The sequence below is a fragment of the Castellaniella sp. genome, assembly GCF_049650445.1.
Classification (GTDB): domain Bacteria; phylum Pseudomonadota; class Gammaproteobacteria; order Burkholderiales; family Burkholderiaceae_B; genus Castellaniella.
This window is the reverse complement of the sequence record NZ_JBASAD010000041.1, coordinates 1-16,699: the sequence shown is the minus strand read 5'-3', so window position 1 is coordinate 16,699 and position 16,699 is coordinate 1. Positions and strand designations below refer to the sequence as shown.

16 protein-coding genes and 1 tRNA gene are annotated in these 16,699 nt (G+C 65.0%); 4 read left to right on the top strand and 13 right to left on the bottom strand.

Features of this window, described 5'->3' with window-relative positions; genetic code table 11:
- Window positions 1-7: 7 nt before the first annotated feature.
- The 3 genes from WA983_RS14790 to WA983_RS14780 form a co-directional block, all read right to left on the bottom strand.
- A complete protein-coding gene (locus WA983_RS14790; protein WP_424312258.1) occupies window positions 8-1,234 on the bottom strand; it encodes a formylglycine-generating enzyme family protein in 1,227 nt (408 codons plus the stop codon).
- Entirely contained in the window at window positions 1,152-3,452 is a 2,301-nt protein-coding gene (locus WA983_RS14785) for a sulfatase-like hydrolase/transferase (RefSeq protein WP_424247619.1), read from the bottom strand. Before WA983_RS14785 ends, WA983_RS14790 begins: the two co-directional genes overlap by 83 nt.
- 89 nt (window positions 3,453-3,541) lie before the next feature.
- Window positions 3,542-4,162 (bottom strand): TetR/AcrR family transcriptional regulator, encoded by a 621-nt coding sequence (locus WA983_RS14780; protein ID WP_424247621.1) that lies wholly within the window; start codon window positions 4,160-4,162, stop codon window positions 3,542-3,544.
- Window positions 4,163-4,282: 120 nt separating this feature from the next.
- Here WA983_RS14780 and WA983_RS14775 point away from each other — a divergent pair, with 120 nt between their 5' ends.
- Window positions 4,283-4,861 (top strand): NnrU family protein, encoded by a 579-nt coding sequence (locus WA983_RS14775; protein WP_424247623.1) that lies wholly within the window; start codon window positions 4,283-4,285, stop codon window positions 4,859-4,861.
- Window positions 4,862-4,901: 40 nt separating this feature from the next.
- Entirely contained in the window at window positions 4,902-5,288 is a 387-nt protein-coding gene (locus tag WA983_RS14770; protein ID WP_424247625.1) for an ACT domain-containing protein, read from the top strand.
- A gap of 91 nt (window positions 5,289-5,379) precedes the next feature.
- On the opposite strand, the gene WA983_RS14765 is transcribed toward WA983_RS14770, so the two are convergent.
- The 10 genes from WA983_RS14765 to WA983_RS14720 form a co-directional block, all read right to left on the bottom strand.
- Window positions 5,380-5,456 (bottom strand) — tRNA-Pro (locus WA983_RS14765).
- Window positions 5,457-5,484: 28 nt separating this feature from the next.
- Window positions 5,485-7,353: a GGDEF domain-containing protein gene (locus WA983_RS14760; RefSeq protein WP_424312257.1), complete on the bottom strand. Its 1,869-nt coding sequence runs from the start codon at window positions 7,351-7,353 to the stop codon at window positions 5,485-5,487.
- A gap of 116 nt (window positions 7,354-7,469) precedes the next feature.
- Window positions 7,470-8,027, bottom strand: coding sequence for a putative Fe-S cluster assembly protein SufT (gene sufT / locus WA983_RS14755; protein WP_424250621.1), 558 nt, complete (start codon window positions 8,025-8,027; stop codon window positions 7,470-7,472).
- A 24-nt stretch (window positions 8,028-8,051) separates the two neighbouring features.
- Entirely contained in the window at window positions 8,052-8,504 is a 453-nt protein-coding gene (sufU, locus tag WA983_RS14750; RefSeq protein WP_424250619.1) for a Fe-S cluster assembly sulfur transfer protein SufU, read from the bottom strand.
- Window positions 8,505-8,508: 4 nt separating this feature from the next.
- Window positions 8,509-9,768 carry a cysteine desulfurase gene (locus tag WA983_RS14745; RefSeq protein WP_424250618.1) on the bottom strand — a complete coding sequence of 420 codons (1,260 nt, stop codon included), beginning with the start codon at window positions 9,766-9,768 and terminating at the stop codon, window positions 8,509-8,511.
- On the bottom strand, window positions 9,765-11,099 hold the full coding sequence (gene sufD / locus WA983_RS14740) for a Fe-S cluster assembly protein SufD (RefSeq protein WP_424312256.1): 1,335 nt from the start codon (window positions 11,097-11,099) through the stop codon (window positions 9,765-9,767). The genes WA983_RS14745 and sufD overlap by 4 nt, the downstream gene beginning before the upstream one ends.
- The gene (gene sufC, locus WA983_RS14735; RefSeq protein WP_424250616.1) at window positions 11,096-11,878 is read right to left on the bottom strand and encodes a Fe-S cluster assembly ATPase SufC; all 783 of its coding nucleotides are present in this window, start codon (window positions 11,876-11,878) and stop codon (window positions 11,096-11,098) included. Before sufC ends, sufD begins: the two co-directional genes overlap by 4 nt.
- Window positions 11,879-11,889: 11 nt before the next feature.
- The gene (gene sufB / locus WA983_RS14730) at window positions 11,890-13,338 is read right to left on the bottom strand and encodes a Fe-S cluster assembly protein SufB (RefSeq protein WP_424250614.1); all 1,449 of its coding nucleotides are present in this window, start codon (window positions 13,336-13,338) and stop codon (window positions 11,890-11,892) included.
- Window positions 13,335-13,853, bottom strand: a complete 519-nt coding sequence (locus WA983_RS14725) for an SUF system Fe-S cluster assembly regulator (protein WP_424250612.1) — start codon at window positions 13,851-13,853, stop codon at window positions 13,335-13,337. The genes sufB and WA983_RS14725 overlap by 4 nt, the downstream gene beginning before the upstream one ends.
- Window positions 13,854-13,910: 57 nt before the next feature.
- Window positions 13,911-15,704, bottom strand: coding sequence for an ABCB family ABC transporter ATP-binding protein/permease (locus WA983_RS14720; protein ID WP_424250610.1), 1,794 nt, complete (start codon window positions 15,702-15,704; stop codon window positions 13,911-13,913).
- A 133-nt stretch (window positions 15,705-15,837) separates the two neighbouring features.
- Here WA983_RS14720 and WA983_RS14715 point away from each other — a divergent pair, with 133 nt between their 5' ends.
- Both WA983_RS14715 and WA983_RS14710 read left to right on the top strand, forming a co-directional pair.
- The gene (locus WA983_RS14715) at window positions 15,838-16,365 is read left to right on the top strand and encodes a sigma factor (RefSeq protein ID WP_424312255.1); all 528 of its coding nucleotides are present in this window, start codon (window positions 15,838-15,840) and stop codon (window positions 16,363-16,365) included.
- Window positions 16,362-16,699, top strand: a 338-nt coding sequence (locus tag WA983_RS14710; protein ID WP_424312254.1) for a hypothetical protein, incomplete at its 3' end; no start/stop codon positions are given. The genes WA983_RS14715 and WA983_RS14710, both read left to right, overlap by 4 nt.

Below are 16,699 nucleotides of genomic sequence, written 5' to 3'. Positions count from 1 at the left end.
CCTCGCCTCAATGCGACCACAAACGGGCCAGCAAAGACGGCGATGCCGGCGGCGGCGCATCGGACACCAGCCGGAAGCCCACGTGCGACATGGGGCTGGCGGGGTCCGACGCCTGACGCGCGCTGGGCCGGTAGGACAGGCAATAGTTCTCATTGCACAGAAACGATCCCCCCCGGATCACCCGCTTGGGCGCACTGACCGGCACCCCGGGATCGGATGGATCGTAAGACTGGGGCGGCCCCTGCGGATCATCGATGGGCTTGCCTTGCGCAGCCTTCGCCTGGCGGGCGAAATAGCGCGCATCGTACCAATCGGCCGCCCACTGCCAGGCGTTGCCCGTCATGTCATACAGCCCGTAGCCGTTGGCCGGAAAGGACGTCACGGGCAGCGTGCCGGCCGCGCCGCCCGCCTCGGGCTTGACCACCGGAAAAGTGCCCTGGCCGAGATCCCAGTAATTGGCCATGGGCTGGCCATCGGGCATCAACTCGTCGCCCCAGACATAGGTGGCCTGCTCCAGCCCGCCGCGTGCCGCGTACTCCCATTCGGCTTCGGTAGGCATGCGTTTTCCCGCCCACCGGGCATAGGCCTGGACATCGGCATAGCTGACCTGCACCACGGGGTGATCACCCTTGCCTTCGATCGAGCTGCCCGGTCCTTGCGGATGCCGCCAGTCGGCACCCGGCACGTATCGCCACCACTGGCTGTAGTCCGACAGGTCCACCGGCCCTGCAGTGCCGACGAACACCATGGCCCCTGGCACCAGCACCGTATCGGGCGGCCTGGGCGTGCCGGGCGGCAACTGAACCCGGATCGTATCCCAGTCAGGTTTGCGCTCGGCCGTAGTCACGTAGCCGGTTCGCCGCACGAACTCGGCGAACTGATCGTTGGTGACATGGGTCACGTCCATCCAGAATCCCCGCACCCGCACCGGATGGGCCGGCCGTTCGTTGCGCTGCGCCAGCCTGCTGTCGCTGCCCATCAAAAAGACGCCGGGCGGTATCCAGGCCATGCCTCCGGGCGTGTCCTTGCCGTCGCCCAGGATGACGGCCGGTTCGGCCGGCCCCGCCGGCACGGACGCCTGGAACCAGGCGTACCCCCCCGCCGCCGCAGCCACCAGGACCGACGCGGCCAGGGCGAGAAATCGCAGGCGATTAATAGACACTGGACGGATAGACGCAGGTCTTGCCCAGTTGCAGGCTGATGATGTCCTGGTCCGGGCCGTTCGTATGGCCATCGGGCGGGCTGCCGGGCGTAGCGCCGACGAAATCGTAGACGCTGGACTGGCTCCAACCGCTGTAGATCCGGTTCCAGTTATCGAGATCCGCCTTGTCCACGATGCCATCGATATTGCCGTCGCCCTCGCACACGACCGCCGACAGCATCAGACGGTCCAGCCGGCCCTTCAGATCCTTGTAGGCCAGGTCGTCGCCGGTGGTCCAGCCCGGCTTGGGCGTGCCATCGAGATTGATCTTGCTCATGCCGGCTTCGTCGAGCAGCGGCGCGGGTTTGGCCTGATCGACCTCGTAGAGCTCGTACTCCACCTCGTCGTGGATGCCCTTGGCCGGATCGAAACGCTTGAAGGTATTGCGCACCAGCTTGTAGCGCTCTTCCCGGACGGCCACCGACTGGTCCGGCATGACGGTGTACATCACGGCGGCGTTGTTGTTGGTGTAGCGGACCTGGTTCACCTGGGCGCAGGTGTCGTAGGAGGCGATCGCATTATCGCCGTCCATGGGGGTCAGGTCGTCATGCCCCACACCCCACCAGAAGCCGCTGTTGTCGCCGCACACCGATTTGGACGTGGCGATCTGCATGCAGGTGCCGCCGCCTGCCGCCGTCGTCACGACGCAGGGGCCGTTTCGCCCGCCGTCGGCCTGTTGATTCAGACCGCTGATGGCGAAATTAGTCTGTCGCAGGGCCGGCTGCGCCGGATTCTTCAGGTAGGCCTGGATCCCCACGGAGTCGACCGGACGCGACATGGGCAGTTCCTGGCGCACATCGATGCCTGCCAGCTCGCCGAACAGTTCGAACAGGTCCACGCCGTTGACCATGTGCTCGACGTCGCGGTCGGGCTCCGCGACCCCACGCCCTGCCACGATCAGCGGCACCCAGACACCGGTCTGATAGGCCGTGCCCTTGGCCCGGGAAGCGTCGAAGGGCTGCTTGACGGCCAAGCCCAGCGAGCCGTTGTCGCCGACGATGACGATCAGGGTATTGCTGGCCTCGGGGTCGTAGTTCAGACTGCCGTCGGGATTCCAGGTTGCGATACCGGTTTCCACCAGCAGGCGGCCGAACTCGGTGTCCAGCGCCTGGGTCATGCGGTTCTGCAGGGCCTGCATGCGCAGCACGTCGGCGGCCGAGCCGTCGCTGGTGCAACTGAGATTGTCGAACGTACCGGCATTGGGATACCCGCCCGGCCCGACCAGATCGGACATGAGGGCCGCAGGCGGCTGCTGCCAGGGCGTATGGGCCGAGGTATAGCTGACCGTGGCCATCCAGGGCTTGCCGGAGGCGCGCGTATTGATCCAGTCGATGGCCGCATCCGTCTCGATGGTGGTACGGTAACCGCGGGCGCGGGGATCCTTGGGCAGCACCTTTTCCGCCCGGCCCTGATCCAGGATCACCAGAGGCGAGACGTAGTAGCCGTTGTACCGGGAAAAATCCAAACCGGCCGGTTTCGGGTCCGCGCAAGTGGCGTTGGGCACGAGGATGCCCCCGGCCGCCAGGCACTGCAAGCCCGCCACGTCCTGCTCCGGCGTATCCTTGCGGACCGGCGTGCAGCGATTGTCCGGAAAGTGGCAGGCGCCGCCTACGGCCCCGTCCACGGCCATCGCCCCCGGCACGAAGCCGCACTGATTGGAGGTGCCGCCCGGCACGACGCCACCGGCCTGCAGGTCGATGGACTCGGGCAAGCCGCCGATCCAGCCATAGAAATAATCCCAGCCGAACAGGGCCGGCGTGGTGATGTCCGCCTCGTTGTTTTCCGGACCGGCCAGGTGAAACTTGCCGAACATGGCGTTTTCGTACCCCGCCTTGCGCAGCAACTGGGGCGTCGTCGTCTCGTAGGGCGAGAGCTGGGCGTTGGCCAGATCACTGGGGCCGAGGGCCTGGTAGATGTGCGTGCGCGTGGGGTAGCGCCCGACGAAGAAGCTTGCCCGCGCCGGCGAACATTCCGGCTGCGCCCACGTGTTGCGAAAGCGGATGCCCGCCTGGGCCACCGCATCCATATTGGGCATTTTCGGGGCATTGGCTCCGCCATAACCGAACGACGTCATCTGATCGATGCCCACGTCGTCCATCATGACGAAAAGGATGTTGGGTTTGCCGGATTCGGCCGGCGCCGCATCCGCCACCCGGCGGCTGGAGCCGCCATCATTGCAAGCAGCCAGCAACACGACCGAACCGACCGCCGCGCATCCAGCAAGAAACGAGCCTCTTTTGTCTCTTTTCATCCCCACCTCTTTTTACCTTTGTGCCTGCATTGAAGGAAAAAATTTGATGCATGTCAAGAGATACAAAAGATTTAACCTTCAATAACTGCCTATGTAATGCCGTCCGTCGTCGGAGACGATTGACCGATCGTACCGGCAATGATCCGCGCCAGCCAAGCATCGCGGGAACCTGTTTCGGGAATTTGCAGCAGGCCATCCAGCAGGAGCAGCGCCAGACCATGCACCAGCGCCCAGCAGCCGTGCGCGCGAGTCCTCTGCTGCTCCGGTCCGGCGCCGGTGTTCAAGTGCCGCATCAAAACATCGAACGATTCCGCACGGGCCTGATGCAGTTCGGGGACGTCTTTAAACTGCCGGGCGCTGAACATCAAGCGGAACAAAGCCGGTTCGGCCAGCGCGAATCGTACATACGCAAGGCCGCTTTGCAGCAGAGGACTGCCTGCGCCGCCCCCGGCATCCGCCACCAACGCCAACTGTCTGGCCAAGCGCCGAAAACCTTCGGCTGCGATGGCCGCCAGCAGGCTGTCCTTGTCCGGGTAATGTCGGTACGGCGCCATGGCCGACACCCCAGCACGGCGCGTCAGTTCGCGCAGCGAGAGTTTGTCCGGCCCCTGCTCACGGACCAGTTTGACCCCCTCGGCCAGCAGCATCTGGCGCAAGTCGCGATGGTGATATTTTTTTATCGATTTTCCTGTGGATGCTAATGTTGACATCGTACACATCATACCCATAAAATCAGCATTGATTTGATGTTTACATTGTAAACAAATCCTTAACTAACTATTACCTCGACCCTCACCCGATTCCAGACGGCACTGATAAGGCGGTTCATCATGGCACTCTTGATCGCAGGACTGACCCTGTTCCTTGGCGCTCACTCGATCCGCATCGGCGCGGACGAATGGCGCAGCCGGCAAATCGCCCGCTTCGGCGCAACCACCTGGAAGATCGGCCATTCGGCGGTTTCACTGATCGGCCTGGGCCTGATCATCCTGGGTTTCGGCCAGACCCGGCAAGCCCCTGTCCTTCTATGGCCCCCCCCTGTCGGCATGCCGCACCTGACCGCCCTGCTGGTGCTGCTCGCCTTCGTCCTGATTGCCGCGGCCTATGTGCCGCGCAACCACATCAAAGCTCGCCTGCACCATCCGATGCTGCTGGGCGTGCAGGCCTGGGCGCTAGGCCACCTGCTGGCCAACGGTGAACTCGCCGGCGTCATCCTGTTTGCCAGCTTCCTGATCTGGGCCCTGCTGGATCTCAGGGCGGCTCGCCGGCGGGACCGGGATCAGGAGACACGCTATGCGGCGGGCACGCTGCCGGGTACGATGATCAGCCTCGTGGTCGGCGTGCTGATCTGGCTGGGTTTTCTTGTAAAGCTGCATGGGGCGCTGATCGGGGTGCCGGTGTTGGGGTAGGCTTACAGGCCGCGGGAACAATAGAAGGGAACTACCATTCATGGCGCTAAGCCTTCGATTTATTGCGGGCCGTTACACAATTGCCCGCCCTCCCCCCGACAGTTCAATTCCCGGCTGGGCTTGCGGACCCGGTTTTTCCGCTATCGTCCGTGCCGATGACGAACTGACCATCGTTTGCATGGAAGACAGAGTGCCTGACTCGGTCGAAAGTGAACCGGGCTGGGCTTGTCTCCGGACAATAGGCCCGTTTGATTTTCAGGCAGCCGGGATCGTTCATTCGCTGATCACCCCGCTATCCACCCATGGCATCGGCGTTTTTGTCGTATGCACATTCGACGGCGAGCATTTGCTTGTGGCCGAGAGCGACCGCATCAAAGCGCGCGATCTGCTTCTTGCTGCGGGCCATGAATTCTTCCACGAGTCCTGAGTCCCGGATGTGGCGACCCCTTGCATGGGGTGCAAGGGGTCGCCAAAAAACAAGGGCCCACAGACCGAAATCTGTGGACCCTTGGCAATGCTGGTCGGGACGGCGGGATTCGAACTCGCGACCCCTTGCACCCCATGCAAGTGCGCTACCAGGCTGCGCTACGCCCCGAAAGAACGTGATTCTAGCATAGAAACTTTCACGCTGCTTGTGTTGCGGAGCGTGAGGCAAACAACGGTTTCGGCTGACGCCGTTCGACGTACAAACAAGGCCCGCTCTGCTTCTTTGCCTGGGCCTTGGCCTCGCTGGCGGCCTGGGCGACCTGATGTCGCGACTGGTACACACCGGGCTCGACAGACACGGCGCCCAGCGACAAGGTCGGCGGGTCGTAGCACCGGCGCTGACCCTGACGGTCTTCGGCCTCGTAGCTGCCGGCAGCCGACCGCCCCGTCTCGTCCAGCAGGCGGGCCATGCCCAGGGAAAAGGCGTCCAGCATGGCTTTGCAACGCATCTGCCAATCCGGGCTGCGGAACAGCAGAATGAAGTCATCGCCGCCGATATGCCCCAGGAAGTCCAGCCCGGCGTCGATGTGCGCCGACAGGACCCGTCCCAGCAACTGGATCACGTCATCCCCGCAGTGGTAGCCGAACACGTCATTGAAGGGCTTGAAATGATCCAGATCGGCATAGCACACCACAAATGCCTGGCCATCGGCCAGGCAGCGCTGGACCTGCCGGTCGATGGGCACGTTGCCCGGCAGTTGCGTCAGCGGATTGGCATGCTGCGCGGCGCGCAGTTGCAAGCGGTTGAGCGCCTGCAGCAGGTCCTGGCTGGTGCCGATGCCCAGGTAGCGGCCCTGGCCGGTGATGATGAAATCGTTGACCAGGCCATGCCCCTCGGTCTCGGCCAGCCAGCGGCTGAGCGTCATCAACGGCGTATGCATGTCCACGACCAGCGGCGCGACGTCCATGAACTGGCGGCAAGGTTTGGGGCCGTACAGTTCGCGTTGGTACGGCAGTGAAAACCGCTCGATCAGGCTGGCCCGGGTCAGCACGCCGACCGGCACGTCCTCGTCCACCACAGGAATGGTGTGCAATTCAGGGTGCAGCCGGAACAGGTCGAACACCGCCTCGTTGGGCAGGGTGGGCGACACGCATGGCACGCGGCGCAGCAGGCGCAGCGCCCGGCCTTCCGTTCCGTCGTGGGCCGGGTCGGACTCCAGGCCACCGCGTGTGTCGGCGTGCCGGCGCTCCGCCAGGCTGGCGATCAGCCCGGACCAGCACGTCCGGACAGGATCGGCCGCAGGACGGTCGATGTAATAGCCCTGGGCACAGGCCACCCCCAGATCCGCGACGCAGGCCAGTTCGTCCAGGGTCTCGACGCCTTCGGCGACGACCACGACACCGGCCACGGTGGCGATGTCGCAAACCGAACGCAGCACCTGCTGGCGCAGCAGGTCATCCTGGATGCCGGTCGTGAAGACCTTGTCGGTCTTGATGAATTCGGGCCGCAGGTCCAGCCAGCGCCCCAGATTGGAAAAGCCCGACCCCAGATCGTCGATGGCGAACTGGACTCCCTGGGCGCGCAGGCGGGTAGCGATCGGGATCAGATCGGCCCAGCACCCGCCATGGTTCTGTTCAGTGATTTCGATCACCAGACGGGCAGGCTCCAGGCCGGATTCGGCCAGCAGCGCGGCCAGGTCCAGCGCTCCGTCGGCCACGCGCAGCAGGGCCATCGGACTGATGTTCAAGAACAGGCGGCCCGGCAGGCCCAGCGCCGCGAAGCGCCGGATCACGACGCGACAGCAACGGTGCTCGAGGGGAATGTCCAGGCCGCAGGCGCGCGCGGCCTGGAACAGGCGGTCCGGCGCGCGCAGCGGGCTGTCCTGCGGCCCCCGGATGAGCCCCTCGTACCCCAGGAGCGCGCCTTCACGCATCCACAAAATGGGCTGAAAAACGGCGCTCAATTCTCCGTGGAGCAGCAGTTCGGCCACATCATCCCGGCTCTCGGGGAGAATATGGCCAGGCAGGGGCGAAGCACACAACGCGGGGGCCGGAAGACAAGACATGAAATGCGTGACTGAACGTAGTGTCACACACCTTAAACGAAACTCATGACACTGAGATGAATCCGCCCGCCGCCGCGATGCGAAAGGTCAAGAATTCCGCTCGAACGCGGAAAGAACTACAGCAAACCCAACTGCAGGCGTGCGGGCTCGCTGATCATTTCACGGCTCCAGGGCGGGTCCCAAACCAGATCGACCGTAGCCTCGTCCACGCCTTCGATATTGAGCAGCTTGTTGCGGGCTTCGTCGGCGATCATGGTGCCCATGCCGCAGCCGGCCGCCGTCAGGGTCATCTTCATTTCGATGCGGAAACGATCCGGAGCGCCGGCAGGCAGGACATTGCATTCATACACCAGCCCCAGGTTGACGATGTCCACGGGGATCTCGGGGTCGTAGCAGGTGGACAGCATGGCCCAGGCGGCTTCCTCGACGGATTCCGCCGTGGCGGGGCCTTCGTGGACGTGCCGGACGTCCTCGACCGGTTCGAAGCCCAGGGCGTCGCCGTCCTTGCCCTCGATGCGGTAGAGATTGCCTTCGACCATGACGGTGTAGGTGCCGCCCAGTTGCTGGGTGATGACGGCCTCGCAGCCGGCCTCGATGGTGACGGGCGAGCCGTAGGGGACGGTGACCGCCGGGCAGTCCCGGTTGACGATCACTTCCTGACGATTGAAGCTCATGAGGTTTACCTTTGGTTCATCGCATTATTCAGTGACGGCCGTATCGCCCGCCTGGACGATGGCGTTGTGCAGGGTATGCCAGGCCAGCGTGGCGCACTTCACCCGCGACGGGAATTCACGCACCCCCGACAGGACTTCGAGTTTGCCCAGATCGCAATCCGGGTGGGCCTCGGTCAGCATGGCGTGGATGTCCCGAAACAGCGCCTCGACCTGCTCGATCGATTGGCCGCGCACGGCCTCGGTCATCAGCGAGGCGGACGCCGTGGAAATGGCGCAGCCGTGGCCGATGAAGCTGACGTCCTGGACGATGCCGTCGCTGACCTTGGCGTAGACCGTCAACTGGTCGCCGCACAGCGGGTTGTGCCCGTCGGCGCGGTGCGACGCGTCGTCCATCGCATGGAAATTACGCGGCTTGCGGTTGTGATCGAAGATGACTTCCTGGTACAGGTCGCGCAGGCCGTCGTCGTTATCCCTCATCGGTTCATACCCCAAACAGTTTCTGTGCCTTGCGCACGCCTGCCACCAGGGCATCGATGTCACGCCCGTCGTTGTACAGGGCGAAGGACGCGCGTGCAGTGCCGGGGATGCCGAAATGCGACATCAAGGGCATGGCGCAATGATGGCCGGCGCGGATGGCCACGCCTTCGGTATCCAGGATCGTGCCCAGATCGTGCGGGTGGATGCCGTCCACCAGGAACGACAGAATGCCGGCCTTGTCCTCGGCCGTGCCGACCAGACGCACGCCCGGCAGCGCCCGCATGCGCTCGGTGGCCTCGGCCAGCAGCGCGGCCTCGTGCGCAGCGATGCGATCCAGCCCGACGGACAGGACGTAGTCGATGGCGGCGCCCATCACGATCGAGCCGCCGATGTTCGGCGTACCCGCCTCGAAACGCTGCGGACCGGTGGCCCAGGTGCTGCCCTCGAAGCTGACCGTGCGTATCATGTCGCCGCCGCCCTGCCAGGGCGGCAGATCGGCCAGGATCGAACCCCGGACGTAGAGCGCACCGATGCCGGTGGGGCCGTAGAGCTTGTGACCGGAAAAGGCATAGAAATCGCAATCCAGGGCCTGCACGTCCACCGGGGCGTGGGCCACGGCCTGGGCGCCATCGATCAGCACCAGGGCGCCGGCCGCGTGTGCCAGACGCACCAGTTCGGTGACCGGATTGACCGTACCCAGAGCATTGGACACGTGCGCAAAACCCACCAGACGGGTGCGCGAGTTCAACTGGGCGCGAAAATCGTCCAGGTCCAGTTCGCCGCGATCGGTGATGCGTACGTGGCGCAGCACCGCACCGGTGCGCGCACACAGCAGTTGCCAGGGCACGATGTTGGAGTGATGCTCCATCCCCGTGACCAGGATCTCGTCTCCCGCCTGCAGGGACTGGCCCCAGGTCTGGGCCACCAGATTGATGGACTCCGTGGTGCCCCGTGTGAAGACGATGTCCTGACTATCCGGTGCATTCAGCAGCACGCGCACGCGGTCCCGCGCCTGTTCGTACAGGTCGGTGGCATGCTGCGACAGCCAATGCACACCACGATGGATGTTGGCGTTGGACTCTGTGTAGAACGCCTCCATCGCCTGGATGACGGCGCGCGGCTTTTGCGTCGTGGCGCCGTTGTCCAGATAGGCCAGGCGCCGCTTGCGCACGGGCCGCGCCAGGATCGGAAAATCATCCGCCCAGGGCGAAACCAGGCCCTCGGCCAGCGATGCGCTTTGTGACGAGGTCAGCGGGGCGTTCATGCGGCTTCCTCCAGGACGGCGCCACCCGGCAGCAGCGTACGCACGGCGCGCTCCACCCGTTGGCGCAGCGGATCGGATTCAATGCGCACGACGCTGGCGGCGGCAAACGCATAGATCAGGATGTCGCGCGCAAGCGCCTCGTCCAGGCCGCGTGAACGCAGATAGAACAGGCTGTCCGCGTCGATCCGGCCGACGGTGGCGCCGTGGGCGCATTTCACGTCGTCGGCGTAGATTTCCAGCTCAGGCCGGGCGTCGGACTTGGCCAGGCGCGACAGCAGCAGGCTGTCATTGCGCTGCACGGCGTCGGTGCCGTCGGCGCCGGGCGCCACCAGAATGCGGCCGGAGAACACGCCATGCGAGGCGTCGGCCATGATGCCGCGATAGGACTCGTGGCTGACGCAGCGCGGCTTATCATGGCCGATCAGGGTGTGATGATCGACGTGGCGGCGCTGATCGACGTAATACAGACCGTTCAGCAGGGTCTCGCAGCGTTCGTCGGCAAAACGCGTGGTGATGTCGTGGCGTGCCAGCCGCGCGCCCAGGGACACCGAGTGCGAGGCGAAATAGGAACCGCGCCCCTGGACGGCGTCGATCTCGCCCAGGTGCCAGGCCTGCGCGGATTCCTGTTGCAGCTTCAGGTGCGTGATGCGCGCGTCCTGATCCAGACGCAGGCGCGTGGCCGCGTGGCGGAAATTGGCCACGCCCGGGGCGCCCACATAGTGTTCGACCACCGTGGCCTGGGCACCGGCCTCGGCCTGGATCAGGTGGCGCAGGAAGTGCGCCGCGCGCGGCGAGGCGGCCGCGCAGACCAGATGGATCGGTTGTTCCAGGGCGATGCCGCGGCCCAGCCGGACCCAGGCGCCATCGCTGGCCAGAGCCAGGTTCAGGGCGCTGGTGCTGTGGCCCTCGGCTGCGTCGCCATAGGCGGCGCGGATGGCCTCGGCATGATCGGCCCAGGCTTGCGACAGAGGCAGGATCGTCGCACCGGCCGGCAGCGAACCGATTTCGGACAGGGCGGCGTCAAAAGCGCCGTCGACGAACACCAGCCAGTGGCCCGGTTCGGCGGCCTTCAGGGCGGCGACCTGCCCGGCCACGGATTGGGCGTCGCCATCATCAAAGGTGGCGGCGGCCAGCGGTGCCAGCGAAGTGTGGCGCCAGGCTTCGATGCGGGGCGTCGGCCAGCCTTCGCTCATGAAGCGATCCAGCGCCTGGCGGCGCATGTCGGCCAGCCAGGGCACTCCGGCGCCAGGCAGCCCCCCGGCGCGCCGGCCGAACGTATCGGCCCAGGCTTGCAGGTCCGGCCCTGTCTTGGAGAGGTCCGACGCACTCATGCCCTCACCCCTCGGGCGGCGGGCTTGGCGGCAGGCGTCACGCCTTCGATCCAGCCGTAGCCTTTTTCTTCCAGTTCCAGAGCCAGTTCGTGACCGCCCGAACGCACGATCCGGCCCTGGGCCAGCACGTGCACGTAGTCGGGCACGATGTAATCCAGCAGGCGCTGATAGTGCGTGATGACGATCATGGCGCGTTCGGGCGAGCGCAGGCGGTTGACGCCGTCGGCCACCGTCTTCAGGGCATCGATGTCCAGGCCCGAATCGGTTTCGTCCAGAATGGCCAGCTTGGGTTCCAGCAGCGCCATCTGCAGGACTTCGTTGCGCTTTTTCTCGCCGCCGGAAAAGCCTTCGTTGACCGAGCGGTACAGGAATTCATCGCGCATGCCGACGAGCTTCATCTCGGCCTTGGCCTTCTTCACGAAGTCCATGGCGTCCAGTTCGGACAGGCCGCGCTCGCGGCGCATGGCGTTGACCGCCGCGCGCATGAAGTAGGCATTGGAGACGCCCGGGATCTCGATCGGGTACTGGAAGGCCAGGAAGATGCCGGCGCGGGCGCGTTCCTCGACGCTCAGTTCCAGCAGGTCGCGGCCTTCGAATTCGATGGTGCCGGCCGTGACCTTGTAGGCTTCGCGGCCGGTCAGCACCTGGGACAGCGTGCTCTTGCCGGCCCCGTTGGGACCCATGATGGCATGAACCTCGCCCGGCTTGATGTTCAGGCTCAGGCCCTTGAGGATTTCCTTGTCCTCGATCGAGGCGTGCAGATTGTCGATTTTCAGCATGAGAGGGCTCCTTAACCTACGCTGCCTTCCAGGCTCACGCCGAGCAGATTCTGTGCTTCGACCGCGAATTCCATGGGCAATTCCTTGAAGACTTCCTTGCAGAAGCCGTTGACGATCATCGAGACCGCATCCTCGGCCGACAGGCCGCGCTGCATGGCATAGAACAGCTGGTCCTCGGCGATGCGCGAGGCGGTGGCCTCGTGCTCGACGTTGGCGCTGGGATGCTGGACTTCCATGGTCGGAAAGGTGTGCGCGGCGCACTGGCTGCCGATCAGCAGTGAATCGCACTGCGTGTAGTTGCGCGCGTTCTCGGCCTTGGGCGTCATGCGCACCAGGCTGCGGAAGGTGTTGCTGCCGTGGCCCGCAGAGATGCCCTTGGAGATGATGGTGCTGGTCGTATTGCGCCCCATGTGGATCATCTTGGTGCCGGTGTCGGCCTGCTGGCGGTGGTTGGACAGCGCCACGGAATAGAACTCGCCCACGGAATCGTCGCCGCGCAGGATCACGCTGGGATACTTCCAGGTGATGGCCGAGCCGGTCTCCACCTGGGTCCAGGAAATCCGCGAGCGCGGCCCGCGACAGTCCCCGCGCTTGGTGACGAAGTTATAGATGCCGCCGACGCCGTTTTCGTCGCCGGGGTACCAGTTCTGCACCGTGGAATACTTGATTTTGGCATCGTCCAGCGCGACCAGTTCTACCACGGCGGCGTGCAACTGGTTTTCGTCGCGCATGGGCGCCGTACAGCCTTCCAGGTAGCTGACGCTGGCGCCCTCGTCGGCGATGATCAGGGTGCGCTCGAACTGGCCGGTGTCGGCACTGTTGATGCGGAAATACGTAGACAGTTCCATCGGGCATTTCACGCCCTTGGGGATGTAGACGAACGAGCCGTCGGAAAACACCGCCGAATTCAGCGCCGCGTAGAAATTGTCGGTGGGCGGCACGACCGTGCCCATGTATTTCTGTACCAGTTCGGGATATTCGCGCAGCGCTTCGGAGAACGAACAGAAAATCACGCCGACGTCGGCCAGTTGCTTGCGGAACGTGGTCGCCACGGACACCGAATCGAACACCGCGTCCACCGCCACGCCGGCCAGCTTGGCGCGCTCATGCAGCGGCACGCCCAGCTTTTCGTAGGTGCGCAACAGTTCGGGATCGACTTCGTCCAGGCTCTTGGGGCCGTCCATCTTGGACTTGGGTGCCGAGTAATAGCTGATGTCCTGGAAATCAGGGTCCGCGTAATGCAGCTTGGCCCATTGGGGCAGGCTCATCTTGAGCCATTCGCGATAGGCCTTCAGGCGCCATTCGAGCATGAACTCGGGCTCGCGCTTGACGGCGGACAGGCGGCGGATCACATCCTCGTCGAGCCCCTTGGGGAAGGTCTCGGTTTCGATCTGCGTGACGAAACCGGCCTCGTAGTCGCGGTCGAGAAAGGAATCGAGCTTGTCGTTGACGGTACTCATTTGGACAGACTCCAGTTCGTGATATTCGGAATGGCCCGGCGCGCGCCGGCCTTGGGCGCGGGGACCAGGGCGGCGGATGCGGGCGTGGGCGCAGTGAGCGCGCCGGGACCCTCGCCGTCGAGCATGTCGGCCACCGTGACGGATTCCAGCGTGCGGCGCACGATGCGATTGATGCGTTGCCAGTGAGAACGGATGTGGCAGGCACCCTCGACGCTGCACGCACCCGGCAATGCCGTACATTCGGTCAGACCGAAGGGCTGCTCTTCGAGCGCGTCGATGATTTGAGCGACATTGATGTGCTCGGCCTCGCGTCCCAGGCGGTAGCCGCCGTGGGCACCGCGCGTACTGGCAACCAGGTCGTGCTGGGCCAGCAGTTTCAGGACTTTGCTGACGACGGGCTGGCCCAGACCCAGGTCACCCGCCAGTCCGGCTGCGCTGCAAACGTGCGTCGGACGGGCAGCCATGTGCGTGAGCACGAGGATTCCGTAATCGACGATCTTGCTGATCCGCAGCATCGGGGGTTCCAGGGGTGGGCTTGAAAGCCAAATAGTACCTCTTTGGTACGATATAGGTCAAACCCTAGTATCCTGTTCGGGTCGAGACTGTTGCAGATTCCACATCCGGGCGTAGCGGCCGTCCAGCGCCAGCAGCGCCGCGTGGGTGCCCTGCTCGACCACGCGGCCGGCTTCCATCACCAGAATGTGGTCGGCATGGACGATCGTCGACAGACGGTGCGCGATGATGAGCGTGGTGCGCCCCTGGGCGATGCGTTCGAGCTGCGACTGGATGGCGCGCTCGGTGCGCGTATCCAGGGCGCTGGTGGCTTCGTCGAAGACCAGGATCGGGGGCGATTTGAGCAGCGCGCGGGCAATCGCGACACGCTGTTTCTCACCACCGGACAATTTTAACCCACGTTCACCGACCGGGGTTTCGTAGCCCTGAGGCAGCGACACGATGAAGTCATGAATGTGGGCAGCCCGCGCCGCCTGCTCGATGTCGTCCTGAGTGGCGTCGGGGCGGCCGTAGCCGATGTTGTAGCCGATGCTGTCATTGAACAGCACCGTGTCCTGCGGCACGATGCCGATATGGGCGCGCAGGCTGGCCTGGGTGTAGTCGCGGATGTCGCGGCCGTTCACCCGCACACAGCCCCCGGTCGGATCATAGAAGCGAAACAGCAGGCGCGACAGGGTCGATTTTCCGGCGCCCGAAGCCCCGACCACGGCCAATGAGCCGCCCGCCGGCACGCTGAAACCCACCCGGTGCAGGATCGGACGATCTGATTGATAGGCAAAATCCACCGCCTCAAAGGCCAGGCTGGCCTCGTTCGCCCGCAATTCGACGGCATCGGGGCGGTCGGCCACCTCCTGGCGGTTGCCCAGCAGGTCGAACATGCGCTCCATGTCGGCCAGCGCGTGCTTGATCTCGCGGTAGACGAAACCCAGGAAATTCAGCGGCGCGTACAACTGGGTCAGGTACGCCGACACCAGCACCACGTCGCCCACGGTCATGTGGCCTTGCACCACGCCGCGCGCCGATTGCCACAGCAGCGCGGTCATGCCCAGGGTGATGATGACGCCCTGCCCCATGTTCAGCAGATTCAGCGACACCTGATTGCGCACGGCCGAATCCACCCAGCGCGTCATGTCGGTGTCGTAGCGGCGGCTTTCGTAGGCCTCGTTGCCGAAGTACTTGACGGTCTCGTAGTTCAACAGCGCGTCGACCGCCCGGCCATTGGCCTGACTGTCCAGCGAGTTCATGGTGCGCCGATAGACCATGCGGCGTTCGGTGACCTTCAGCGTGAACAGCACATAGGCGGCGATGGTGCCCAAGGTCAGCGCGGCAAAGATCCAGTCATAGCGCCACAGCAGCACGCCCGTGACCATGGCGATCTCCAGCAGCGTGGGCACGATGTTGAAGACCATGAAATTGAGCAGAAAACCGATGCCCTTGGTACCGCGCTCGATGTCGCGCGTCAGCCCGCCGGTGCGCCGGCCCATGTGAAAGCGCAGCGACAACGCCAACAGATGCCGGAAGACCTGGCTGGCGACCTGCTGGATGGCGCCCTGGGTCACGCGGGCGAACAAGGCGTCGCGCAGTTCGCCGAACACCGAGGTCGCCAGACGTGACAAGCCATAGCCCAGCAGGGCTGCCAGCGGCACAGCCATCAGCGTCGGGGCAACGCCCAGCGCATCGACGATATCCTTGAGCCAGACCGGCGTAGCGACGTTGGCGACCTTGGCCACGACCAGACAGATGAAGGCCAGCACGACCCGGCCGCGAAAGGCCCAGACGTACGGCCACAGGGTCTTCAGGGTCAGCCAGTCGTCACGCCGCTCGGGTGCGGGGCCGGTATGGGAAAAACGCATGGAAATATCCGGAAATCAGGCAAGGGACGAATGGCGGAGTGCACGGCGCCGGGTCCGCATACAATAAGGGCATTCCTGGAGGAAGCGCCATCTGATCGACGCATCCCGAGCCCCGGTGAACGGGAAAGATTGTATGACTGTTTCAGTTTTCGATTTCGAAGCGGAATTAAGCGCCTGCGCGGCGGGCGACCGCGCCGCCTTCCTGGCGCTGTACCGCCATGAGTCCCCCGCCATGCGTGCCCTGGCGCTGGCCATGCTGGACGATCCCGGCGCGGCCGACACTGTGTTGCACGAAACCTTCGTCCTGATCTGGCGCAACGCGGCCGGCTACAGCCCGGCCATCGGCACCGCACGCGCCTGGGTTTACAGCATCCTGCGCTACCGTGCGTCGGCCCATGCGCGGCAGATGCGCGCCGATGGCCGCCACCCGGCGGAAAATACGCCCCTGCCCGCCCTTGATCTGCCGTCCGACGCGCCGGCCGGCACCGTCGCCGGCGCCCTGTCCACCCTGCCCGGCCCGCAACTCGACGCCCTGCTGCAGGCCTACCTGCACGGCGGCGATCCGGCCCGCATCGCGGCCCGCCTGGACCGCTCCGAGCCCGACATCGAAGCCTCCCTGTCCGCCGCCCTGGCACACATCGACGGGGCGGTGCGCGCATGAGCAACCACCACAAACACCGCTCCTACTCCGACGACGAGATCGCCCGCTACGTGCTGGGTCTGGACATGCCCGACCGCGTGGCGGACATCCAGTCGCGCCTGGCCCACGACAACGCGGCCGCCGCGCGCGCGCTGAAATGGGAAGCCTATTTCCTGGGCATCGTCGACGCCCTGCCCGCCCAGCCAGCACCCGACGCCGTGCTGGACCGCATCCGCCAGAGCCTGGGCATGGAGATGGAAGACATGCCTGTCATGGGCGAATCGCGGACGGACGGTGCCGATCCACGCACCGCATCCGGCGACGAGCCGTCGCGCCGCCGCGCCCCGCGCGGGAC